At 42.5% G+C, this 24,257-nt stretch carries 22 protein-coding genes, 1 other RNA gene, 1 pseudogene and 1 other annotated feature; of the genes and pseudogenes, 3 read left to right on the top strand and 21 right to left on the bottom strand.

Annotation, left to right across the window (positions count from 1 at the left end; translation table 11 throughout):
• Positions 1 to 129: 129 nt before the first annotated feature.
• The 5 genes from CKW02_RS12570 to CKW02_RS20315 all read right to left on the bottom strand — a co-directional run bounded on the left by CKW02_RS12570 (position 130) and on the right by CKW02_RS20315 (position 4,858).
• On the bottom strand, positions 130 to 894 hold the full coding sequence (locus CKW02_RS12570) for a tRNA threonylcarbamoyladenosine dehydratase (RefSeq protein WP_003216704.1): 765 nt from the start codon (positions 892 to 894) through the stop codon (positions 130 to 132).
• A gap of 92 nt (positions 895 to 986) precedes the next feature.
• A non-coding RNA gene (gene ssrS / locus CKW02_RS12575) (6S RNA) lies at positions 987 to 1,167 on the bottom strand.
• 77 nt (positions 1,168 to 1,244) lie between these two features.
• The gene (aspS, locus tag CKW02_RS12580; RefSeq protein WP_095117949.1) at positions 1,245 to 3,023 is read right to left on the bottom strand and encodes an aspartate--tRNA ligase; all 1,779 of its coding nucleotides are present in this window, start codon (positions 3,021 to 3,023) and stop codon (positions 1,245 to 1,247) included.
• An 18-nt stretch (positions 3,024 to 3,041) separates the two neighbouring features.
• Positions 3,042 to 4,316 (bottom strand): histidine--tRNA ligase, encoded by a 1,275-nt coding sequence (gene hisS, locus CKW02_RS12585; RefSeq protein WP_003216423.1) that lies wholly within the window; start codon positions 4,314 to 4,316, stop codon positions 3,042 to 3,044.
• Positions 4,317 to 4,389: 73 nt separating this feature from the next.
• Positions 4,390 to 4,629, bottom strand: a binding site (T-box leader).
• Positions 4,630 to 4,687: 58 nt separating this feature from the next.
• Positions 4,688 to 4,858 (bottom strand): YrzK family protein, encoded by a 171-nt coding sequence (locus CKW02_RS20315; protein WP_003216250.1) that lies wholly within the window; start codon positions 4,856 to 4,858, stop codon positions 4,688 to 4,690.
• 137 nt (positions 4,859 to 4,995) lie between these two features.
• On the opposite strand from CKW02_RS20315, the gene CKW02_RS12590 reads away from it, so the two are divergent.
• Complete coding sequence (locus CKW02_RS12590) at positions 4,996 to 6,576, top strand: N-acetylmuramoyl-L-alanine amidase family protein (RefSeq protein WP_003216815.1); 1,581 nt, start codon at positions 4,996 to 4,998, stop codon at positions 6,574 to 6,576.
• A gap of 96 nt (positions 6,577 to 6,672) precedes the next feature.
• On the opposite strand, the gene dtd is transcribed toward CKW02_RS12590, so the two are convergent.
• The 8 genes and pseudogenes from dtd to CKW02_RS12630 form a co-directional block, all read right to left on the bottom strand.
• Entirely contained in the window at positions 6,673 to 7,116 is a 444-nt protein-coding gene (gene dtd / locus CKW02_RS12595) for a D-aminoacyl-tRNA deacylase (protein WP_003216527.1), read from the bottom strand.
• An 18-nt stretch (positions 7,117 to 7,134) separates the two neighbouring features.
• Entirely contained in the window at positions 7,135 to 9,345 is a 2,211-nt protein-coding gene (locus CKW02_RS12600; RefSeq protein WP_003216285.1) for a RelA/SpoT family protein, read from the bottom strand.
• Positions 9,346 to 9,487: 142 nt separating this feature from the next.
• The gene (locus CKW02_RS12605) at positions 9,488 to 10,000 is read right to left on the bottom strand and encodes an adenine phosphoribosyltransferase (RefSeq protein ID WP_003216770.1); all 513 of its coding nucleotides are present in this window, start codon (positions 9,998 to 10,000) and stop codon (positions 9,488 to 9,490) included.
• A 23-nt stretch (positions 10,001 to 10,023) separates the two neighbouring features.
• Positions 10,024 to 12,348: a single-stranded-DNA-specific exonuclease RecJ gene (recJ, locus tag CKW02_RS12610; RefSeq protein WP_003216405.1), complete on the bottom strand. Its 2,325-nt coding sequence runs from the start codon at positions 12,346 to 12,348 to the stop codon at positions 10,024 to 10,026.
• Positions 12,349 to 12,429: 81 nt separating this feature from the next.
• Positions 12,430 to 12,783 (bottom strand): LapA family protein, encoded by a 354-nt coding sequence (locus CKW02_RS12615; protein WP_003216178.1) that lies wholly within the window; start codon positions 12,781 to 12,783, stop codon positions 12,430 to 12,432.
• Positions 12,784 to 12,885: 102 nt separating this feature from the next.
• Positions 12,886 to 13,373, bottom strand: a pseudogene (locus CKW02_RS12620) (cation:proton antiporter regulatory subunit).
• Between the two features lie 178 nt (positions 13,374 to 13,551).
• Positions 13,552 to 15,780, bottom strand: coding sequence for a protein translocase subunit SecDF (gene secDF / locus CKW02_RS12625; protein WP_095117848.1), 2,229 nt, complete (start codon positions 15,778 to 15,780; stop codon positions 13,552 to 13,554).
• A gap of 41 nt (positions 15,781 to 15,821) precedes the next feature.
• The gene (locus tag CKW02_RS12630; RefSeq protein ID WP_003216788.1) at positions 15,822 to 16,118 is read right to left on the bottom strand and encodes a post-transcriptional regulator; all 297 of its coding nucleotides are present in this window, start codon (positions 16,116 to 16,118) and stop codon (positions 15,822 to 15,824) included.
• A gap of 115 nt (positions 16,119 to 16,233) precedes the next feature.
• Between CKW02_RS12630 and spoVB the strand changes: the two genes are divergently transcribed.
• Complete coding sequence (gene spoVB / locus CKW02_RS12635) at positions 16,234 to 17,784, top strand: stage V sporulation protein B (protein ID WP_034620578.1); 1,551 nt, start codon at positions 16,234 to 16,236, stop codon at positions 17,782 to 17,784.
• A gap of 1 nt (position 17,785) precedes the next feature.
• Here the strand turns inward: spoVB and CKW02_RS12640 are convergent, their stop codons facing one another.
• Complete coding sequence (locus tag CKW02_RS12640; protein WP_003216185.1) at positions 17,786 to 18,448, bottom strand: DUF421 domain-containing protein; 663 nt, start codon at positions 18,446 to 18,448, stop codon at positions 17,786 to 17,788.
• Positions 18,449 to 18,613: 165 nt separating this feature from the next.
• On the opposite strand from CKW02_RS12640, the gene CKW02_RS12645 reads away from it, so the two are divergent.
• The gene (locus CKW02_RS12645) at positions 18,614 to 18,991 is read left to right on the top strand and encodes a TIGR04086 family membrane protein (protein ID WP_003216839.1); all 378 of its coding nucleotides are present in this window, start codon (positions 18,614 to 18,616) and stop codon (positions 18,989 to 18,991) included.
• 51 nt (positions 18,992 to 19,042) lie between these two features.
• Here the strand turns inward: CKW02_RS12645 and yajC are convergent, their stop codons facing one another.
• From yajC to CKW02_RS12680, 7 genes are all read right to left on the bottom strand, one after another.
• Positions 19,043 to 19,309 carry a preprotein translocase subunit YajC gene (gene yajC / locus CKW02_RS12650; protein ID WP_003216659.1) on the bottom strand — a complete coding sequence of 89 codons (267 nt, stop codon included), beginning with the start codon at positions 19,307 to 19,309 and terminating at the stop codon, positions 19,043 to 19,045.
• A 48-nt stretch (positions 19,310 to 19,357) separates the two neighbouring features.
• Entirely contained in the window at positions 19,358 to 20,503 is a 1,146-nt protein-coding gene (gene tgt, locus CKW02_RS12655; RefSeq protein ID WP_003216540.1) for a tRNA guanosine(34) transglycosylase Tgt, read from the bottom strand.
• Between the two features lie 31 nt (positions 20,504 to 20,534).
• Positions 20,535 to 21,563: a tRNA preQ1(34) S-adenosylmethionine ribosyltransferase-isomerase QueA gene (queA, locus tag CKW02_RS12660; protein ID WP_003216830.1), complete on the bottom strand. Its 1,029-nt coding sequence runs from the start codon at positions 21,561 to 21,563 to the stop codon at positions 20,535 to 20,537.
• Positions 21,564 to 21,597: 34 nt separating this feature from the next.
• On the bottom strand, positions 21,598 to 21,798 hold the full coding sequence (locus CKW02_RS12665; protein ID WP_003216361.1) for a DUF2905 domain-containing protein: 201 nt from the start codon (positions 21,796 to 21,798) through the stop codon (positions 21,598 to 21,600).
• Positions 21,791 to 22,795: a Holliday junction branch migration DNA helicase RuvB gene (gene ruvB, locus CKW02_RS12670; RefSeq protein ID WP_050943663.1), complete on the bottom strand. Its 1,005-nt coding sequence runs from the start codon at positions 22,793 to 22,795 to the stop codon at positions 21,791 to 21,793. Before ruvB ends, CKW02_RS12665 begins: the two co-directional genes overlap by 8 nt.
• Before the next feature lie 11 nt (positions 22,796 to 22,806).
• The gene (gene ruvA, locus CKW02_RS12675; protein ID WP_003216534.1) at positions 22,807 to 23,412 is read right to left on the bottom strand and encodes a Holliday junction branch migration protein RuvA; all 606 of its coding nucleotides are present in this window, start codon (positions 23,410 to 23,412) and stop codon (positions 22,807 to 22,809) included.
• Between the two features lie 148 nt (positions 23,413 to 23,560).
• Positions 23,561 to 24,061, bottom strand: coding sequence for an intercompartmental signaling factor BofC (locus CKW02_RS12680; RefSeq protein WP_170966011.1), 501 nt, complete (start codon positions 24,059 to 24,061; stop codon positions 23,561 to 23,563).
• Positions 24,062 to 24,257 lie beyond the last annotated feature (196 nt).

Below are 24,257 nucleotides of genomic sequence, written 5' to 3' on the forward strand. Positions count from 1 at the left end.
TTGCAGTCTAGGAAGGACGAGCATCGGAGCGGAGCGAATTTAACATTCGTGAGCACCGAAGCGCAGATCTGACACCGAATGCAAGGGTTTGTCTACACGCTGGCCCCTGCCTATTAGCAGGTGGGCTGTTTATTTATCCTTCACACGTGTAATTGGAATATCTTTTAAAAGCTGCATAATGACATGACCACCCATGATCAGTCCTGCAACAGATGGGACGAATGCGTTGGATGATGGCGGCATTTGTGCCTTGCGAATCTTCGCTTCATCATTTCCAACTTCTTTTCTGACATCTTCGCGGATGACAATCGGACTTTCATCAGAGAAAATGACTTCAATTCCTTTACGAATCCCTTCTTTGCGTAGACGCGTTCTCACGACTTTTGCAATTGGGTCGGTATGTGTTTTTGAAATGTCATCAATTTTGAAGCGGGTCGGATCTGTTTTGTTTGCAGCTCCCATACTCGAAATGATGTTCACACCTCGTTTCAGACACTCTTTCATTAAATGAATTTTATAGTGAATCGTATCTGACGCATCGATGACATAATCAAGTGGATATTCAAAAAATTGTTCATATGTTTCCTCTGTATAAAACATCTTGAGTGCAACAACTTCACATTCTGGATTAATATCAGCGATTCTCGCCTGCATTAAGTCAACCTTTGGCTGACCAACTGTTGAAAGCAATGCTGGCAGCTGACGATTTACATTTGTAATATCAATATCATCTTTATCAACAAGAACAATACGGCCAACGCCTGAACGAGCGAGTGCCTCAACTGCAAATGAACCAACGCCGCCCACACCAAGCACTGCAACTGTACTGTTTTTTAATATATCTAAGCCTTCCTTGCCAATGGCAAGCTCGTTTCTTGAAAACTGATGTAACAAGTGCCTCACTCCACCTTTATTTAAAATGAATCGAAAGAATCATATCATATTCAACCTTCTTCGTCATCCTTCTGAAAAAGAAAAAAACACAAAAAAGTCCCGACAACGCCGCCAGCTTTTCCTTCGTTTTGAACCCCGCACCATGCAGGTGGGTGCTTTCTTCCTGACTTTATAAGTCCTCTAAAGAGGCATTTATGCAGAAAGGAAAGGCAAGCTCCCGTATAAAAAAATGTTCGGTCAAAACTAGGTAACCACCGTACGTATCAGGACTTTATTTATTGATTGATGAAAGCATATCATAGGCATGCCGCTTTTTCAAGCGTTTACATGCCTATATCCATGCGTCTATTTTACTGTTTTACTTTTGTTTTAATCGCTAAACTTAGCTCATCAAGCTGCGCTTCGCTCACATGACCTGGAGCATCTGTTAGCACGCAGCTCGCACTTGCCGTTTTCGGGAATGCAATCGTGTCTCTTAGGTTAGAGCGGCCGGCAAGCAGCATCACTAAGCGGTCAAGACCAAGCGCAATTCCGCCGTGCGGAGGAACACCGTGCTCAAAAGCATCTAGAAGGAAGCCGAATTGTTCATAAGCCTCTTCTTTTGAAAAACCAAGTAAGCTAAACATTTTTTCTTGAATGTCCTTTTCGAAAATACGAATCGAACCTCCGCCAAGCTCATAGCCATTCAGGACAAGATCATATGCCTGTGCCTTCATGTCTTCTGGGCTTGTCTCAATTAATTCAAGATCGTCGCGTACTGGCATTGTGAAAGGATGATGGGCAGCATAGAAGCGTCCTTCTTCTTCATCTTTTTCAAGCAGCGGCCAATCCACAACCCATAAGAAGTTGAATACAGACTCATCGATGAGTTCAAGCTCTTTGCCGAGTTTTAAGCGAAGGGCACCAAGTGCGTCATGGACAACAGACGTCTTATCTGCAACAAAGAGTAAAAGGTCGCCTTCTTCGACTTGAAGCTGCTCTTTTAATTCTGCTTGCTTTGCTTCGTCAAAGAATTTAGCAATCGGCCCTTTTAATTCTGTCCCTTCTGCTTTAAGCCAAGCTAGACCTTTTGCACCGTAGTTCGCAGCAAATGCACCAAGGGCATCAATGTCTTTTCTTGAGTAATTCGCTGCAGCCCCTTTGACATTGATGGCTTTCACAGCTCCACCATTTTTTACAGCTCCGCTAAAGACTTTGAAATCAGAGTCTTTTACCGTGTCTGAAATGTTGACAAGCTTCATCTCAAAACGTGTATCTGGTTTATCAGAACCATAAGAATTCATTGCTTCATCATAGGTCATACGAGGTAATGGCAATGTCAGCTCTACGCCTTTGACATCTTTCATCACCTTTGCCATCATCTCTTCAGCAAGCGTCATAATGTCCTCTTGACTCATAAAGGACATTTCGATATCGACTTGTGTGAATTCCGGCTGACGGTCAGCACGCAAGTCTTCATCTCTAAAGCAGCGGGCAATTTGATAGTAACGATCCATTCCTGAGACCATCAGCAATTGTTTAAATAATTGCGGGGACTGAGGCAAGGCATAGAACTCTCCTTCGTGTACACGGCTTGGAACAAGATAGTCACGTGCACCCTCTGGCGTACTTTTTGTTAAAATTGGTGTTTCAATATCTAGAAAGCCGTTGTCATCTAAGAAATGGCGGAATGCTCTTGTAACCTCGTGTCGCATTTTCATCGTTTCAAACATAGCAGGACGGCGAAGGTCTAAGTAACGGTATTTAAGGCGCACATCTTCTGATACCTCGTCCGCTTGATCTGAAATCACAAAAGGAGGGGTCTTCGCTTCATTTAACACGCTGACCGTTTCGACTTGTATTTCAATTTTCCCTGTTTTTAGATTTGGATTAATTGTTGCTTCTTCTCTTGCGACAACCGTTCCTTTAATATCAAGGACATATTCATTACGAATCGATTCTGCTGTCTCAAGTGCCTCTTTTGAAAGGTCTGGATTGAAGACAGCTTGTACAATTCCTGTACGGTCACGCAGATCAATAAAGATTAATCCGCCAAGGTCACGTCTTTTTTGAACCCATCCTTTTAATACAACGGTTTGACCGATTTGGTCTTCTGTTACTTCTCCACAATAAAAAGTTCTACCAAACACAAACATTCCACTCCTTCTTTACGCCTTCTTGTGGGCCTTCATCATTTGAATCAGCTCATCAAGCTTCACTTCAATTTGTTCACCCGTTGTCGTATCTTTTACATTCACAATGTGCTGCGCCAGCTCATCTTCACCAAGGACAGCAATAAACTTGGCTTTTAATCGATCAGCCGCTTTAAATTGTCCTTTTAATTTCTTCCCTGTATAGTCCATTTCACTTGAAATGCCTTCTTTTCTCAGACGATTTAATAATGAAACAGCGTAATCTTTCGCATCATCACCGAGTGCAGCAATGTATAGATCAATGCCATCTTGCAATGGAAGATCAATCCCTTCAGCATCGATTGCTGATAGGAAACGCTCAATACTCATAGCAAAACCGATTCCTGGTGATTCAGGACCGCCAATTCCTTCAACAAGTCCATCATATCGGCCTCCGCCGGCTAATGTGGTAATCGCACCAAAGCCTTCAGCATTACTCATGATCTCAAATGCCGTGTGATTGTAGTAATCAAGGCCGCGCACTAAGTTCGGATCGACGACATATTCAACGCCTATATCTGTTAAGTATTGTTTGACCTTTTCAAAATAAGTCCGTGATTCATCATTTAAATAATCTTGAATGGATGGAGCCGTTGCCATCAATTCGTGGTCACGATCCTTTTTACAATCAAGAATTCGCAGCGGATTTTGATGTAAACGGGTTTGACAGTCATGACAGAATTCATCGATCCTTGGCTCAAAGTGCTCGACAAGTGCCTTGCGGTAATCTGCACGGCTCTCTTTGTCACCAAGGCTGTTAATGACGAGCTTTAAGTTAGAAAGACCTGCCTTCTCATAAACACTCATCGCAAGGGAAATAACTTCTGCATCAATGGCTGGATCCTTTGAACCGATCGCTTCAATCCCAAACTGATAAAATTGACGATATCTTCCCGTTTGCGGACGTTCATAGCGGAACATCGGTCCAATGTAATACAGCTTTGTTGGCTGCGCCGGCTGTGCAAATAATTTATTTTCAACATAAGAACGTACGGTTGATGCCGTTCCCTCTGGACGAAGGGTGATGCTGCGTCCCTTTTTATCTTCAAATGTATACATCTCTTTTTGAACGATATCGGTTGATTCGCCTACTCCCCGTGCAAACAGCTCTGTATGCTCAAAAATCGGTGTGCGGATTTCTTTGTATTGAAAGGCCGCACATGTATCTCTTGCAATTTGTTCAACATACTGCCAGCGTTCTGACTCTCCAGGTAAAATATCCTGTGTGCCTCTTGGAATATTAAAACTCATTTTTCGTCCTCCTACGACCATCATTCATTTTTTATGTGGACATATAAAAAACCCCCGCCTCTACTATGTGTATAGTAGGGACGAGAGTTATACCCGTGGTGCCACCCTAGTTGGAACATGATCTAGCCATGTTCCCGCTCAAATCCTTAACGCAGATTCACGTTCTCCGCCTATTGACTCATTTTTAGAGCGTTCAGCAGGAAACCTACAGAGTGTTCTTTCGTGATAAATGCCATGCGGATTCGCTTTCAGCCTAAGGCGATTCCTCTCTGCTCACGCAATTTACCCTACTATTCTCTATCATCAGTTCCACATTTTAAATTTTCAAGTGTGTTGATTTATATTATAATAAGGTCGGTGCTGCCACTCTGTCAACCCTTGCCGTGCCTCTTTTTCTTTTCCAGCTCTTCTTTTGACGTACATCCGTATTCAGATGCGGTTTCTTCAAGGAAGCCTGGTTGATCCATTTCGTCGTGCTGCCAGCGATCGATATCACGATGTCCATTATATTGCACTCGTCCTAATTTTCTGCTTAATCTCATGTTTGTACATCCTTTTATCACGTTTTTATTTAGTATAAACAGATTGATTCAATTTTATTAGGGAAACTGCAAGGAATTAGTCCATTACATAACGAATTTACATTCATCGGTTTTACAAGGGAGGGGAAAACACCGTTTTGAATCTAAAAAAACACAATCAAATGATGATGCTTCTTACCTGTTTTGTTCTTATCGCAAGTACTTTGCCTATGGCACATGCTACAGCACAAACAGATCAAGCTGTGGTCGCTACAGATGAAATCAATGTGAGAACGGGTCCTGGTTTAAGCTATGGAATCGCAGCTGTTGTGAAGCGCGGAGAAAGCTATCCCATTCTCACGAAACAAGGAGAATGGGTGCAGATCGGGCTATCGAACGGTCAAAAAGGCTGGGTCGTCTCATGGCTGATTACAACATCATCTGGCAGCCAAAAGTCTGCTAAGCCGAAGACACAAAATCAAAGCTCAGCAGAGAGCAGTTCCATTACATCGACAGCCTCTGATCTTCGCATACGGACAGGCCCTGGGACTTCCTATCAAGTCGTCGGAACTTTCCCGCAAGGCGCTTCGGCTAAAAAGCTGCAGACAAGCGGCGAATGGACAAAAATTTCGTATAAACAAGCAGTAGGCTGGGTTCACTCTGATTATGTGTCAGGCGGCCAAAAAGCTGCTCAATCAAGCTCTGGCGAGTCCTCTCGCTCTAAACAGACAGGCACAGTTGGCGTATCGAGCTTGAATGTAAGGCAATCGGCGGCACCAAATGCACAAGTCGTCGCTTCACTTGCCCGCAACACACAGATCACCATTTTGCGCGAGCAGAACGGCTGGTATGAAATTGAGGCAAAAGGCGTGAAAGGCTGGGCAGCAAGCTATTACATCGTCACAAGCAATGGAGCGAGTTCGGAGGGTGAAAAGAACTCATCTTCATCGGCTTCCCAAAAGAAAGCGTACATTGTTTACGATGGCACCAACATTCGAAAAAGTGCTTCTACCTCTGCTCAGATTGCAGAAAGAGCCACAAAAGGTGCTGCCTATCAAATTGTTCGCACGCAAGGTGACTGGTACGAGGTGACATTATCAAACGGCGGAACTGGTTATGTGGCAAGCTGGGTCGTTCAAACGAATAAAAATAGCAGCGAGGCACCAAGACCACAGCAGGATTCATCGTCAGGAACTGGTTCTTTAAAAGGAAAAACGATTGTTCTTGATCCAGGTCATGGCGGAAAAGACAGCGGTACGATTGGCGCAGATGGTGCGTTTGAGAAGAACATTACCATCAAAACCGCCAATTTACTGGCAGGCAAATTAAGGGCTTCTGGAGCAAATGTTTATTTAACTAGAAGTGAAGATACTTTTATCAGCCTTCAATCGAGGGTCGCGACATCTCATTACAGAAATGCAGATGCATTTATTAGTCTTCATTATGATAGTTTTATGGACCAAAGTGTCAGAGGAAGTACGGCGTATTATTATCAAGCAGCAAAAGACCAGCAATTAGCGACAAACGTTCATACAGAAGTCGCTAAACGCTCTCAAATCCCTGATAAGGGTGTCAAATTCGGAGATTATTTTGTGTTAAGAGAAAACAAACGTCCTTCTCTTTTATATGAACTCGGCTATTTAAGCAATCCTCAGGAGGAAGCCATCATTTATAGCGCCTCTTACCAAGAACGAGTCACAGAAGGAATGACAGAAGGATTAAAACAATATTTCCGCTAGAAAAAAGAGGCCACTGCGCCTCTTTTTTGTTTGGTCGCAAAAGAAAAAGACTCTAAACAAACTCCTGCATGAGTTTATCTACAGTCTAAAGTGAATCTATTCTTTGCTATCCATCCAGATGGTGACAGGTCCTGAATTGGTCAATGACACATCCATCATCGCGCCAAAACGGCCAGTTTCTACATGAATGCCTTTTTCTCTAAGGGCTTTATTGAAACATTCGTAAAGGGCGTTCGCCGCATCTGGCTTGGCTGCTTTCATAAAATTTGGCCTTCTGCCCTTTCTCGTATCACCATAAAGGGTAAACTGAGACACAGACAGCACGCTTCCTTTTACATCCAATAACGAATGATTCATTTTCCCGTTTTCATCCTCAAAAATACGTAAATGTGCAAGCTTATCAGCTAAATAATGCACATCTTCTTCTGTATCTTCGTGTGTGACACCAACGAGTACCATATATCCTTCATTGATGGCTCCTGTGATCTCTTCTTCTACCTTCACAGATGCACTTGTCACACGCTGCACAACAAGCCTCATAGACGATATACTTCCTTTCTAATTCATGAATCGGCGAACAGAGTAAATGTCTTTGATTTGTTTAATGCGTTCTACCACTTTGTGTAAATGGTTAATATTTTGAATAAAGATCGCCATATGGATCGTCGCCACTTTGTTACGATCAGACTTACCAGAAACCGACGAGATGTTCGTTTTGGTTTCGTTGACTGCTTGAAGCACCTCATTGAGTAAGCCGCGTCTGTCATATCCTAATATTTCAATTTCCACATTGTATTCTTTACGGTTTCGAGCAGGCTGTTCATGCTCCCACTCTACCGGAATTAACCGTTCCTGCGCTTCTCCTGTCTTCACGTTCGGACAGTCATCACGGTGAACAGATACGCCTCGGCCTTTCGTAATAAAACCAACAATGCTATCACCTGGAACAGGATTACAGCACTTAGATAAGCGGACAAGCAGGTTATCTATCCCTTTGACTCTTACACCTGCTTCTCGTTTCTTCCCGTGATACGTCTTTGGCTCTACAGTCACTTCTTGAACTGTTTTTTCTTGTTCTTCTTGATCTCTTTGTTTTCTTTCTTTTTCAGTTAAACGATTGGCGACTTGGAGTGCAGTAATTCCGTTATAACCAACCGCTGCATACATGTCCTCTTCGTTTGAGAAATTAAATTTGTCAGCCACTTTTTGCAGGTTTTCAGCTGTCAGGATGTCTTTGACATCAAACTCAAGGTTTTTGATTTCTTTCTCCACGAGTTCTCGGCCTTTTCCGACATTTTCTTCACGGCGCTGTTTTTTGAAAAACTGTCTGATCTTGTGCTTCGCTTGGGAGGTTTGGGCAAGTTTGACCCAATCCTGACTTGGTCCATAGCTGTGCTTTGATGTCAGAATTTCAATAATGTCACCTGTTTTCAATTTATGATCGAGCGTGACCATCTTTCCGTTGACCTTCGCACCGATCGTTTTGTTCCCAATTTCCGAGTGAATCCGGTAAGAGAAGTCAATCGGCACGGAACCCGATGGCAGTTCAATGACGTCTCCTTTTGGAGTAAAGACAAACACCATATCAGAGAAGAGATCGATTTTTAACGATTCCATAAATTCTTCTGCATCTGTCGATTCATTTTGGAATTCAAGGATTTCTCTAAACCAAGAGAGCTTCTTCTGGAAGACAGCTTCCTCCGTTGATTCTGCTGACTCTTTTCCTTCTTTGTATGCCCAGTGCGCAGCAATTCCGTACTCTGCAATTTCATGCATTTCCACTGTTCGGATTTGAACTTCAAGCGGGTCACCTTTTGGCCCAATCACTGTTGTATGAAGCGATTGGTACATGTTCGGCTTTGGCATTGCAATATAATCCTTAAACCTGCCTGGCATCGGCTTCCAGCATGTATGGATAATCCCGAGCACAGCATAGCAGTCTTTAATGCTGTCAACCAAAATACGAACGGCCAGCAGATCATAAATTTCATTAAACTGCTTATTTTGCAGGACCATTTTGCGATAAATACTATAAATATGCTTTGGTCTTCCGGAAAATTCAGCCTTGATGTTTACCTCTGACACACGATCTTTTACTTCATTGACAACCTCGTCCAAGTATTCCTCACGTTCCGCTCGTTTACGCTTCATGAGATTCACGATCCGGTAATATTGCTGCGGATTTAAGTAACGGAGCGCTGTATCTTCAAGCTCCCACTTAATCTTTGAAATCCCTAATCTGTGCGCAAGCGGTGCAAAGATTTCAAGGGTTTCATTTGAAATTCTACGCTGCTTTTCCTGAGGAAGGTGTTTGAGCGTTCTCATATTGTGCAGACGGTCTGCCAGTTTAATCAAGATGACGCGTATATCCTGCGCCATTGCCACAAACATTTTTCGATGGTTTTCGGCCTGCTGTTCTTCTTGTGATTTATATTTAATCTTCCCGAGCTTTGTTACACCATCAACAAGCATCGCAACTTCTTCGTTAAAATGCTCTTTTAAATCCTGTAATGTCACATCTGTATCCTCGACAACATCGTGCAGGAAACCTCCTGCAATGGTCGATGGGTCCATTTCAAGGTCAACAAGAATCCCCGCCACTTGAATTGGATGGATAATATAAGGCTCACCAGACTTCCGGTATTGCTCCTTATGTGCATTTTCAGCATATTCATATGCTCGCTCTATAAATTGAATATGTTCAGCGGACAGGTATTCTCTTGCATTGTCAATGACCTGCTGCGCCGTTAAAACTTGTTCGTTCGCCATGGAATCACCTTTTTAAATGAAAACTGTATTGTAGTTTATTATCAAGAAAAATTCGATAGATGTAAAGAGAAGAAGTCCGCTAAAAGATTTTTGATAGGAAAAAAGCACCCTTCCTACCGAGTGCTTTTTTCGTAAAACTCCATTAGTATTGCATTAACGTCAAGATGTCGTAACCGTCAAGCTTCTTTCTGCCGTCCAGATACGTCAGCTCAATCAAGAATGCAATTCCTGCCACAACGCCGCCCAATTCCTCTACAAGCTTGATGGACGCTTCAATTGTTCCACCAGTCGCAAGTAAGTCATCTGTAATCAATACACGTTGACCAGGACGAATCGCATCTTTATGAATCGTTAATACATCTTTCCCATATTCTAAGCCGTATTCGACTTTAACGACTTCACGAGGAAGCTTTCCTTCTTTACGAACCGGTGCAAAACCTACACCAAGTGCGTATGCTACAGGGCAGCCAATAATGAATCCACGCGCTTCAGGTCCAACAATGAGATCAATGTCTCTTTCCTTCGCGTATTCAACGATTTGATCCGTTGCATAACGGTACACTTCGCCTTTATCCATTAACGTTGTAATATCTTTAAATTGTACACCTTCCTTTGGGTAGTCAGGTACAACTGTCACATATTGTTTTAAATCCATCTTTTCCTTTTCCTCCTCGTACGTCAAAGCACAGGTGAGACTTCGCTCATTATGCTATTCAGCCATTCCTTCAGCTCTTTGGCTGAGGAATATGTTAGTGTTTGATCGAGTTCCATCAATCGTTGTTTTGCTGTATAGGATGCTGATGCTGTTAAATCTTTTTTAGGGGCATCACGTACTATTGACAGCACACCATTCTCTATTTTAACAAAACCGAGTTCAAAAAACACCTTTGTCATAAAAATCATTGTATCTTTTGTCCAGCCTCTATGTTTCGCAAGCTCCATTCCTTGCTCCTTGAGAGGGAAACTTCCTCGCTTTAACAAGAATCCATAAAACCATTTGAATTGATCACGGCTAGGGAAAGAGGACATGAAATGATCTTCTTTTCTTTGGAAAACCGTATAAACTCTAGCTGGCTTTTGGTTTTCTAACAGCTGCCTTAGTAAGTGTTCATCTGCTGGAACATCTGCAAAGACAACATACTTGCCTTCTACATCGAATGTTGAAACATTTTCTGCATGGACATGATGAATCGGGATTTTGACTTCCTGTTTTGTTTCTTCGTCAAAACAGACCACCACATATTTTTCTGGGTCAAGCGTGGAGATTGTCTTTTCCCAATCCTTTTTGCCGCGCAAATCAAACAGCTGCCACTCATCTACTCGGGCATCTTTTAGCATGAGCTGTGGTTTCTTCCGGTTATTCCATTCATTGATGGACATTTCACCAATGACGGAAATGCGGCTACCTGTGACAACTTCTTCTTTTAATTGACCTTGATGAAAACCGACACAGTCAAGCAGCTGGTCTTCGTCTTTCAGAGACATTTTAATATGATTCTGATTTGCTCCAATTGTTCGGATTTCTTCAAGTCTCACATCTTCAATCATGATGAACGGCTTTGGATTCTGCATGCCAAATGGTGACAGCATCCCCACTTCTTCAATTGCTTCAACCGTCAACTCGTCTACCTTGCATACAGCATCAACCCGCTGAATCGGAATAAAATCTTCTTCTGTCAACGTTTCATTCGCATATTGATTTAATCTTTCCCTTAGTAAAGGAACATCATCCGCTCGAAGTGTCATACCCGCAGCCATCGGGTGCCCGCCAAAATGCGGCAGAATGTCACGGCATTTGCTTAAATGGAAAAATAGATCGAAGCCAGGAATACTCCGCGCTGATCCTTTTGCCATTTGCGTCTCTTCATCTATTCCAAGCACAATCGCCGGACGAGAAAATGTATCCGTCAATTTAGAGGCAACAATTCCGACAACACCCGGATTCCAGCCAGCTTTCGCTACTACGATTGCAGACTGGTCATCACCTGTCTCTTCCACCATTTGAATGGCTTCTTCTGTGATCGTACTCACAATTTTTTGACGTTCTTTATTCAGTTCTTGTACAAAACGAGCGAGTTCTTCTGCTTCATCCTTATCCTCTGTCATGAGAAGATGAACAGCTGGATCGGCCTGTTCAATTCGTCCTACAGCATTCAGCCTTGGCGCAATTTGAAAGCCGACCGTTTCCTCATTTGCTTCTTCAAGAGTAGCACCTGCTTCTTTCAATAACGCCTTCAGCCCTGGTCTATTCGACTGCCTAAGCTGCATAAGCCCTTTTTTAGCGAGCCATCTATTCTCATCATGAAGCGGCACAAGATCCGCTATTGTCCCAATTGCCGCAAGATCTAACAGCTGAGTTGGCAGCTTTCCAAGAAGTGCATGCGCCACTTTAAATGCTACGCCTACACCGGCAAGTTCTTTAAAGGGATACTCACAGCCTGGCTGCTTAGGATGAACAATCGCAAGTGCCTCAGGCAGTTCCTCACTTGGTTCATGGTGATCTGTAATGATCAGGTCTAACCCTATTTCTTTTGCAATACGTGCTTCATTTACAGCTGCAATGCCTGTATCGACGGTGATGACAAGCGATGCGCCTTGCTCTTTGATATATCGGAAAGCCTGTTCATTAGGCCCATAGCCTTCTTTAAATCGATCTGGAATATAAAAGTCTACTTTCGCAGACAACTCTTTTAATGTATGTAAAAGCACAGACGTACTTGTCACACCATCCGCATCATAGTCTCCGAAGATCACAATCGATTCCTGCTCTTCGATCGCTTTGTTGATGCGCTCTACTGCCTCTTTCATTCCTTTTAATAGAAATGGATCATGAAATTCGGCTTTTTGATCAAATAAAAAAGACCTCGCTTCTTCTACTTCTTCAAGTCCTCTTTTTACAAGAAGCGATGCAGTCAGCGCTGAAATATTCAGATTTTCAGAGAGTGATTTCACTTTTTCTTCGCTTGGATGTTCATATTCCCAGCGCATTTTGGATAATAACATAAATTCACCCCTCAACCACACTATTATACTAGAGTGGCCTGAGGGGTTTCAATTTTTATTTTATGAAATTGTGCTGGAAGATTATTTTTCCTTCCGGTTAAATGATGCTGGCTGTTCTTTTAAAGGCGTCACATTCGGTTTCTTTTGAACGTCTTTGTCGATCTTTTTATTCGAAACAGCAGGTGCAGGTGCGGCTGCACGCTCAGCTTTTAATGCCTTTAGTTCACGTTTTAGTTTCATAATTTGGAAAATCCCTGCAAAAGCCACAATGAGTCCGCCCATGAGCACAGAACCAATAATGACAAGGATCAGCGGCCATTCAGCCGATCCAAATAAGTAGTCAACTTGCACCGGCCGCACATTGATTACGGCAAATACTGAGACAATTAATACGAAAATAAATGCGAGTATGATGGTCCATTGTTGTTTGTTCATCTACATATCCCCCAAGCTTTTTCTTTTATTCTTCCCTTTTCATAGTCCTTTTTAAACACAGAAAGAAAAGTGCGGAAGAAAATCTAACAGCATGGGCATGAATTAGCTGCTGAGTTTTTTTAAAATGAGATTCTTTTTTTCTTGTCTTTCTCCAGAAATAACAAGGGTATCCCCTTCTTCAATGACCGTTTCAGGTCCTGGATTCATTTTCTCATATGATTTTCTCACGATAGCGATGACTGTTACTTGATCATATTGGCGGACACTCAGGTCACCGATTGTTTGCTGAACAGCTGGTGCATTCTTTTCAATCTTAAACCATTCAATCATCAGTTTATCAATGGCTACTTCTACAGTTTCAAGCGCTTTCGGCTTATATACCATGCCGCCTAAGATTGCTGCAATTTGTCTTGCTTCTTCATCGTTTAGCAAGATACTAGAAATAGATTCTTCATGATCGTCCTCTTGAAAATGATACATTTCTCTCTCCTGCCGTCATCGTGTGTAATGATGGCAAGCTTCTCATTATTTCTTGTGATCATTTCGGCTTTGTGACCGATACCTGGCAGTTCAGTTTCCCGAACCTTCATAACAGCCCTCCAAAGCCAAATGCCTCAAACGGACACTTGCTTTCTATACTGGTCTAAACGTATGTCATTATAGCAAAAGACCATTTCAAGATCAATGATACCCGAAATGTTTTTTCGAATCGTCTGATTTCCGGAAAAACTAAAGAAAAAAGACTGCCATTCAGGCAGTCTCACTCAATTAAATATCTTGCTCAGTATCAATCTTCGCCGGTTTTTTCATCTCACGGCCTTTCCACATGAGCCAAATTTGCGCTGCGATATATAGAGATGAGTACACCCCTGTTAACAGACCGACAAGTAAGGCGATGGAGAAGTTTGTAATTGACGCTGATCCAAAGATAAGGAGTGTAATTACAACGACAAGTACGGTTAATACCGTGTTGACAGATCGCGTAAAGGTTTGCTGTAAACTTAAGTTCACAATGTACGATAGATCTTCAATGGTTTTTGGTTTGCGCTTCTTCATTTGTTCACGAACCCTGTCAAAGGTGACAATCGTGTCGTTGATCGAATATCCGATGACTGTGAGGATCGCCGCAATGAAGGTGACATCCACCTCTAAACGCGTAATACTAAAGAAGGCCACGATAAAGAACGCGTCATACAGCAGTGAAATAATCGCTGCAATGGCCATTTTATATTCAAATCGAACGGATACATATAAAATGATCCCGATTGAAGCAATGATGACAGCATATAATGCATTTCGGGCAAGTTCTTTCCCAACAGTCGGAGACACTGTACTTACGTTCGGCTCCGTTCCGTATTTATCTTTGAAGTAATCTTTCACTTCAGCAATCTTTTCTTTGTTCGGCACACCGACAAATCTCGCTGCTGCCTGATTTTCTTTTTGACCCGATAACACGACACTGTCTGTCTCAAGGTCCAGCTTTTTAAAGTCTTGCTCGACTTGTTCAGTTGACAGCTTGTGATCACTTTGGATATCAATTCTAGTTCCACTTGTAAAGTCAATTCCCGCATTCAGCTTGAAGATGGAAAGAACGATGATTCCCGCAATGGTGATAGTAGCTGAGAAAATCATAAATCCTTTACGTTTGCTGACGAAATCCCACTTATCAAATGGTGTTTTTGGCTCGGTGGTTTCTGTTGTTTCATGAATGTTCATAATGTCTTTTTGACGAACACCAAACCAGCCTTTTCTCCGGTCAAGATAGCGGCTTTCAACAAGAAGACCAAGAAGGAATCTTGATAGGAAGACAGCTGTGATAAAGCTAGTTAAAATCGATAGGATGAGCATCGTTGCAAATCCTTTTACCGAGCTTGTCCCGAAGAAGAACAGCACGCCGCCGGCAATAATACTTGTTAAGTTTGCATCAAAGATGGTTGCAAATGATCGGCGGTTCCCTGATCTGAAAGCAGAACGGACTGATTTGCCGAGCTTGAGCTCTTCTTTGATCCGCTCATAAGTAATAATGTTGGCATCAACAGCCATCCCTACCCCTAGAATCAATGCCGCAATTCCAGGCAGCGTCATGACTGCACCCATCCAATCAAACACTTGAAGCGTAATGTAAATATAAGCTGAAAGTGTGATGACAGCGATAAGACCAGGTAATCGGTAATAAAGCAGCATGAATAAGAAGATAAATGCGATTCCTACAATTCCTGCGAACACTGTTTCGTCCAGTGCTTGTTCACCAAACTGTGCACTCACAGATGTTGAATATTTTTCTGTTAATTTCACTGGCAATGCCCCGGCATTTAAAATACTTGCAAGGTCCTTTGCCTCTTGGACAGTAAATTTCCCTTCAATTTGCACGTCACTGCTGTTAATTTCTTGATTCACATTCGGTGCAGAGACATACTTATGGTTTGATTTTGAGACTTCTTTTTTGAAGGAATCTCCTTTGTGGTAATCAAGCCAAATGACAAGCTGGTTATTCGGCGCCATCGCCGCTACTTTTCTTGTGACGTCACCAAATTTTTTCGCATCCTTTAGTTTAACCGTCACAATTGGCTCATTCGTTTGACTGAATGTTTGTTTTGCACTGTTTTCGACCAGGTCAGCCCCGTTAAGGAGTTCTTTATCATTCGTATCTCTGAAGGATAGCTGTGCTTCAGTGGAAAGAATCTCCCTAGCTCTGTTTTGATCTTTTACTCCCGCAAGCTGCACACGGATACGATTGTTGCCTTCAATCGAGATGTTCGGCTCACTTACACCTAGCACATTGGCTCTTCGGTTTAAAGCCTCCACTGTACTGACGAGGACACTATTTGTGATTTTATCCTCTTTTTTCACTGGATGTACATCATACAGGACCTCAAATCCACCCTGTAAATCCAGCCCTAGCGTCATATCTTTCGCAACAGGCTTTGTTAGTAAGCCTACGCCAGTTCCGATTAACAGAACCACTAAGAAAAACGCAAGAATGCGCCCTTTTTTCATTATGTATTTCCTCCTTAAACACCTGAATCCATTAAGATGGCTTATTTCAACAGTTCATCTAGCATATTCTTGCCATCTTCACTGTCCAAAAAAGCAGACGTTTTAAACGACTGAACGGTTGCATAGTTCATAAATTCGCCAATTTTCACAGATAAAATATCTGCAACCATTTCATGAATCGGATACTCTTGTTTTTTCTTCCACTTCTTATTCTCTAAGTATGACCATAATTCCTCTAAATCTACATCTTTATAGCCCAAAACGATGAATTCTTCAAGCTTACTGAACAGAAAAGGCTTTAAATGGTCTTTGTAAATTGCAGCCGGATGTTGTGTCAATGGGACGCTCCCCCTTTTCAGTTTTTATCGAGAGACTTGTCATGCTTGGACGATATACACGCATATCTTATTGTATATGATTCTATGTCGTTTGAGAAGGCAGGTGATCTTTGATTTGACGAAGCAAACGTTTTTAAAGGGCACGATTATTTTAATTTTAGCAGGTTTTATCACGAGAATATTGGGTTTTGTCAATCGAATTGTCATTGCAAGGTTCATTGGCGAAGAAGGAGTCGGGCTTTATATGATGGCTGCTCCTACCTTTTTTCTCGCTGTGACGCTAACACAATTCGGACTGCCTGTCGCTATCAGCAAGCTTGTCGCAGAAGCAGAAGCCCGGGGTGACAAACAGAAAACAAAACGAATTCTTGTCATGTCTCTTGCGATAACAGGGACTCTCAGCCTGATATTCACGCCGCTCTTTTTATGGTTTGCACCCATCATGGCAGAAAATATGCTGACAGATCCTAGAACGGTCTATCCACTGCTTGCCATTACGCCCGTTGTCCCAGTCATCGCCATTTCCAGTGTGCTAAGAGGATATTTTCAAGGCAGACAGCAAATGAGCCCGCTTGCCATATCTCAAGTACTGGAACAGGTTGCAAGAATTTCTCTAGTGGCAGTATGTACAACGGCTTTCCTTCCTTATGGGATTGAATATGCGGCAGCAGGTGCGATGATTTCATCTGTTATTGGAGAGATGATTTCACTTGCTTATTTACTGATTGCCTTTCGTTATAAAAAGACCATTCGTATTCGAAAACGATTTTTTAAGGCGATTCATGACGGTAAGGACACGTTTAAGCAGCTGATGAGTATTGCCCTGCCAACAACAGGCAGCCGTTTTATCGGGAATATTTCGTGGTTTTTAGAGCCGATAGTTGTCGCGCAAAGTCTTGCCATTGCTGGATATGCGGCCGTCGAGGCGACAAGACAATACGGGGAATTGACTGGTCTTGCGCTGACCCTTTTGACACTGCCTAGCTTTATTACGTATTCTCTCTCCACTGCACTGGTCCCAGCAATCAGTGAAGGAATGGAGCAGAACAAACGCAAAACGGTCGAATACAGGCTGAAGCAGGCGATGCGTCTTTGTCTACTCAGCGGAGGTATTTCCTGTATTATTCTTTTCGTTTACGCAGAAGATTTAACGCTCTTTATGTATGGTTCATCGCATGCGGCTATTTATGTAAAATTCATGGCACCATTTTTTCTTCTATATTATTTTCAAGGGCCGCTTCAAGCCGTCTTGCAAGCACTCAATTTAGCTGGTGCGGCGATGACGAATAGTCTGATAGGTGCTGTTGTGAAAACAGGAATGATCTTTGTTCTTGCTTCACAGCCGGGCTTTGGCATTATGGGGGCAGCACTTGCAATATTAATCGGCATCGTCCTTGTCACGCTGCTTCATGCGGCAACTGTCGGTAAAGTACTGCCTATTCATTTACCAATGAAGGAATATGGGATATGCGTTCTTGTGATCATCGGCACTGGGGCCGTGAGCCTTTGGCTGAAATCTCAAGTAAACGGGCTCTTTTCTGCCCCTATTGAGCTTGTGATGCTGATCTTTGTTACGTGCGCGCTGTATGTCATTCTATTAATCTGTCTAGGGCTAGTGAAGCGAGAAGAGCTTCGCCGTATCCCGTTTATAGGGAAACTGCTTTAGCTCATTTCTTCTTGATCACTTCATCTTTCAAATCAATATAAAATGTCTTTTGATTAAAGCTGCAGTAGGAAATCTGATCAATTTCATGATAGCCCCTTTTGGCAAGCTCATCTTTCAGCCACTGTTCATTTTGATTAATTTGCTTCAAATGATCGTGCTGTACAACGCCATCAGCAATAAGTGGCAGCTCAAGCGCTCCGTGTGTGTGCTTGTTTTCTTTTTCGACAACCGCAAGCTTTCCGGATGGCTCTAAAATGGCGTAAGACACATCCTGAATGCTATCGATGTTGTTTTCTCTTAATTGAATGAGCAGGTCATCAAAATTGTATCGCTGTTTTCTCATCGCACCCTCGTCAATTTTCCCATTAATGATGAGCAGGACCGGTTTGCCGTCAAGAAAGCGCCGGACACCTTGGAATTTCAATGAGAGATAGGCAAGTGTGATTTGAATGAAGGTTAACAGCAGGATCGGCCATACCGTATGTAACATGTGATCCTCGACTTCTTCTATAGCGAGAACCGCAATTTCTGCGATCATCATAAAAATGACAAGATCTAAAATACTCAATTCGCCAATTTCTCTCTTGCCCATTAACCGAAAAATAAACCAAATAAGAAAATATAAAATGATTGTTCTCATGGAGATAATCAAGATGTCCTGCATGTGATGTAAACCCTCCTTCTCCACCATAGCTTGTGTCAAAACCCTTTATTTATGTAGAAAAGAAAGCCTCTGTTTTTATCGTGAGAAACATGTCTATTTTTTCTTCTATGTGAATACATTTTAGTAAAAGACAAGCTTCGGTCAATTGGAGAGGAGACGAATCACATGCAGGAAACGAAACAAATCGGAAAAGGGATTTTATCCGGCTTAATGGCCATTTTTATCGTCATGATTGTCACAAGCTTACTTGTATCGCTCATGCTTACCTTCACAAGTATGCAGGAATCATCGTTTAAATGGATGATTATGATTTTGTCCTTTGTGGCACTTTTATTAGGGGGGATCATTTCTGGAGGAAAGGCAAAGGAGCGCGGCTGGTTCATTGGTGCGATTACTTCGCTGATCTTTTCCCTCACTGTATTTTTGTTTCAATATTTAGGGTTTGGAGAAACCTTTTCACCAGAGCAGTTCATCTATCATGGGGCATTTCTAGGGATTTGTATGCTCGGCGGAATGATTGGCGTCAATCTTCGAGGCAAATAAAAAAAGAGCGGATCTATATCGCTCTTTTTTTTATGGCTATGTATCGGAGGATTAGCCTTTGTCAGCTAATTCTCTAATAGCACGACGATCGAAAGTTAAACGGTTGTTTTCGCTTGTTTTGATGACCACTTTTGATTCATCAATGTAGTCGATTTCACCGTGTAAACCACCGATTGTGACGATTTTATCGCCTTTTGATAAAGATTGCTGCATCTGACGCACAGCTTTTTGTTGCTTTTGCTGTGGACGGATTAATAAGAAGTAAAGCACAGCAAACATGACAACAATCATAATGATTGAACCCATACCACCATCCATTCTATTTCACCCCTTTCTAAAGCATTGTAAAGCCTTTTCGTTTATAGGTTAAAAGTTTTTCGCATTCGGTTCGTTAAAGCCGTAACGCTCAAAAAACTCTTCTTTAAAATCACCTAAACGATCCTCACGGATAGCTTCTCTCACTTGCTCCATTAATTTTAACAGAAAATGAAGATTATGATAAGTTGTTAATCGAATTCCGAACGTTTCATTTGTTTTGATCAAATGTCTAATATAAGCGCGTGTGTAGTTTTTACATGTGTAGCAGTCACAATTTTCATCGATTGGTCTGAAATCACGCTCATATTTTGCATTTTTCACAACTAGACGTCCTTCGCTTGTCATCAACGTACCGTTTCTAGCAATTCGTGTTGGCAGCACGCAGTCAAACATATCTACACCGCGAATGGCGCCGTCAATTAAGGAATCTGGTGAGCCGACACCCATTAAGTACCTTGGCTTGTCTGCTGGTAACAATGGCGTTGTGAACTCGAGTACACGGTTCATCACATCTTTTGGTTCCCCAACAGATAAGCCTCCGATGGCGTAGCCTGGGAAATCAAGTGACACGAGATCTTTTGCACTTTGTTTACGAAGCTCTTCGTATTCTCCGCCTTGGATGATTCCAAACAGCCCTTGATCCTCTGGACGCTGATGTGCTTCTAGACAGCGTTCTGCCCATCTGCTTGTCCGCTCTACAGAACGTTTCATGTAATCGTATTCTGCTGGATATGGCGGGCATTCATCAAATGCCATCATAATATCAGAGCCAAGCGCATTTTGAATGTCCATGGCCTTCTCAGGAGAAAGGAACAACTTATCTCCATTTAAGTGATTACGGAAGTGGACGCCTTCTTCTTCAATTTTTCTAAATTCACTCAAAGAGAAGACTTGGAATCCGCCTGAGTCGGTCAAAATCGCTCGATCCCAGTTCATAAATTTATGCAGGCCGCCTGCTTCTTTCACAATGTCATGACCCGGACGGAGCCATAGGTGGTACGTATTGCTTAAGATGATGCCTGCTTCCATTGCCTTTAGTTCTTCAGGCGCCATCGTTTTGACTGTAGCCAGTGTACCTACCGGCATAAATACAGGTGTGTCAAAGGAGCCGTGCGGTGTATGAACGCGTCCTAGTCGTGCACCTGTTTGTTTGCATGATTTAATAAACTCATAACGTATCGGTAATTGCGACAAAAATGAGCCCTCCTGTCTTTGTTGTATGATGTTATTGAATCAGCATGGCATCGCCAAAGCTGAAGAATCGGTATTCCTCTTTTACAGCCTCATTGTACGCTTTTAGGACATGCTCTCGTCCAGCTAATGCGCTGACAAGCATGATTAACGAGGATTTTGGCAGATGGAAATTCGTGATCATGCCATCAATTGCCTTGAATGTGTAGCCGGGGTAAATAAAGATTGACGTCCAGCCGCTTGACGCTTTGAATTCACCGTCATGCGCACTTGCAATGGTTTCTAGCGTTCTCGTTGACGTTGTCCCCACTGAAATAATCCGCCCGCCTTCTTTGCGAACGCGATTAAGCTCTGCCGCTGTTTCTTCATTCATTTCGTAAAATTCCGCGTGCATTTCGTGTTCTTCAATACGATCTGCACTGACCGGACGAAAAGTACCAAGCCCCACGTGCAGTGTAATGAATGCGATGTGCACACCCTTTTCTTTCAGCGCATCCAGCAGCTCGTTTGTAAAGTGAAGACCAGCAGTCGGAGCAGCAGCGGAGCCGACCTCTTTCGAATACACCGTTTGATAACGTTCACGATCGTCAAGCTGCTCTTTAATATAAGGAGGCAGCGGCATTTCACCAAGGGATTCAAGTACTTCATAAAAAATGCCGGTATACTGAAACTCAACTTTTCTTCCGCCATGTTCTAATTCTTCTGTACATACCGCTTGAAGCCGTCCATCACCAAATGTGATCACTGTTCCTTTTTTCACCCGTTTGGCTGGTTTTACAAGTGTCTCCCATTTGTCGCCTTCCTCTTGTTTTAAGAGAAGAAGTTCAACTTTTGCACCTGTATCCTCTTTCATTCCAAACAAACGTGCCGGGAGAACGCGCGTATTATTTAAAACGAGACAATCACCCGTTTGAAAATAATCGGTGATTTGTGAGAATGTATCGTGTTTGATTGCCCCCGTTTGTTTATTTAAGACCATCAGTCTTGATGCGTCTCGTTTTTCAAGCGGTACTTGTGCAATCAATCTTTCTGGTAAATCAAAATCAAATAGTTCTAGCTTCATTTCCTTCACCTATTCTGTAGTTAACTAGTTAACGTTATTTCATCCGTCCAAAGATATTCAGTAATATGGTTAGCACGATGCTAATGACAATGCATGTGATCACAGGAAAAAAGAACGTCACATTTCCTTTTTTTACAAAAATATCACCTGGAAGCTTACCAACCAATTGAAAACCTAATCCTGCGGCAAAAAGGACACCACCTAAAATCATCAATATTTTAGGGAATTCAGTCACGAATCGGAACCTCCATTTGAAAATGTTCATACGCTTCTCTTGTGACGACCCGTCCTCTTGGTGTTCTTTGCAGGAAACCAATTTGCAGTAAATACGGTTCGTACACATCTTCAATCGTATGTGATTCTTCTCCAATTGTCGCTGAGATCGTATCAAGCCCAACAGGCCCGCCTCTAAATTTTTCAATCATACTTAAAAGCAGCTTATGGTCGATATGATCAAGACCAAGCTTGTCGACTTGAAGGCGCTCAAGGGCATCTTCCGCAATGTCCTCGGTAATCGCGTGATTCCCAAGCACCTGCGCAAAATCTCTTACTCTTCTGAGTAGACGATTGGCAACCCTCGGCGTACCGCGGGAACGTCTTGCAATCTCTTCGGCTGAGCGAAGATCGATCCCAATCTCGAACAGCTCGGCTGTTCTTGAAACAATGTGAGCCAAATCTCTTTGCTCATAGTATTCCAATCTTGCATGTACCCCAAACCTGTCACGAAGCGGCGCTGTTAAAAGCCCGACGCGGGTCGTGGCACCTACAAGTGTAAATGGCGGTAAATCAAGCCGTACAGAGCGCGCTGTATCTCCTTTGCCAATGACGATATCTAAACAAAAATCCTCCATTGCTGGATAAAGCACTTCCTCAATTGAGCGCTGCAAGCGATGAATTTCATCTATAAACAACACATCACCTGGCTCAAGAGACGTTAAAATCGCCGCCAAATCACCAGGACGTTCAATCGCTGGTCCAGATGTTGTACGCAGCTGAACATTCATTTCATTGGCAATAATCGACGCGAGCGTTGTTTTCCCGAGTCCGGGCGGTCCGTATAAAAGGACATGATCGAGTGTTTCCTGCCTCATACGGGCAGCTTCAATAAACACGCTGAGGTTATCCTTTACTTTTTGCTGACCGATATATTGGCTAAGTGTCTGAGGCCGCAGACTTTGCTCAATGGCTGATTCATGGTTGTCTGCTTCAGTTGAGACGAGCCGTTCATCCATGAGACATCACCCTATTTCAACATTTTTTGTAAAGCTTTTTTCACATATTGATCGGTTGTGAGATTCTTTTCTTCTTTTAATAATGGAAGAACCTTTTTAATTTCGCGATCACCGTATCCGAGAACACTTAAGGCTTCAAACGCTTCGTCTAATGCCGTTTGCTGCGTTTCGACCTGAATATGGTCCTCGTGATTAAATAGATTGCCAATCATTTCAGGCACAACATCAGCTAGCTTTCCTTTTAGATCGAGAATGATTTGGCGAGCTGTCTTTTTGCCAACACCAGGGAACTTAATCAGGAACGCTTCATCTTCACGTTCTATCGCTGAAATGACAGCGCCTGGATCACCTGAAGCAAGAATCGCTAGAGCCCCCTTCGGCCCAATCCCTGTGACATTTAACAGTTTTGTGAACAGCGCTTTTTCTTCTCGTGTTTGAAATCCATATAACGAAAAAGCGTCTTCCTTTATGTAATGATACGTATAAATCGTTTCATGTTTATTGATTTGATAGATAAACGGGTTTGGGCTATAGACTTGATATCCCACTCCGCCGTTTTCTATGACAACATATTGCGGGCACACATAATCAATGGTCCCTTTTACAAACTCTATCACCGTTTTCACCTCTTTGACTGTTCTTCATTGTAACATAAATCGAGAAGAAAACCGCAATAAAAGTTAACATACGTTCGCTCAATGCATTTTTACGATGACACTACGAAAAACAGCTTGCGGCCTTCACACCAGCAAGCTGTTATACGCTTTAAAACGATATTTCATTTCGGTAAGGCTTCATGACTTCAAGCACATGCTCAAATTCATCCTTTGTTCGAAAAGGAATGCCTTGCTCAAGCTGCTCCTCCACATGACTTTCTAAACGGGACGTATCAATTTGAAAAAAGAGATGAATGGGCTCCGCCCAGCCGTCAGGCCTTCCATGAAACGTAGAAATCACACCGTCCTCTGATAATCCGATATATCCATTTGCTTTACTTAATGGAGAGATATCATCAATTTGCTTTCTAAAAAGCGCAAAATCCTCTTTCTGCTCTACTAGCGTCCAGCCTTTATACTGCGACCAGAATGTGTCTTTGTCTTCTAATGATGCCCGGTGTCTTTCAATACTCACATCTCCGTCTAGATAGACTTTTTCTAGCTGCACGGTGATCGAGTTTGACTGCTTTTGCAAGTGTTCTTTTCCTTCCATATCCGTAGCGAAAAAAAGCACACTTGTCATGATAAGTCCTGTAACGAAACATTTCATCTTCACTTTCACTATTTACACCTCTTTAGAACATGAGATCGATGCATGACATATGTAGTTTGACCCATTTTTCTAAACATTAACCAAATCAATGACATGAATATATGGGAAGAGTCTTTCGTTGTATCCTTCATTCGTAAATGGTATGTTTTATACAATCCATTGCTTTATCGAATGCTCGGTTTTTTCATCATTC

The organism is Bacillus pumilus, from assembly GCF_900186955.1.
Taxonomy (GTDB): domain Bacteria; phylum Bacillota; class Bacilli; order Bacillales; family Bacillaceae; genus Bacillus; species Bacillus pumilus.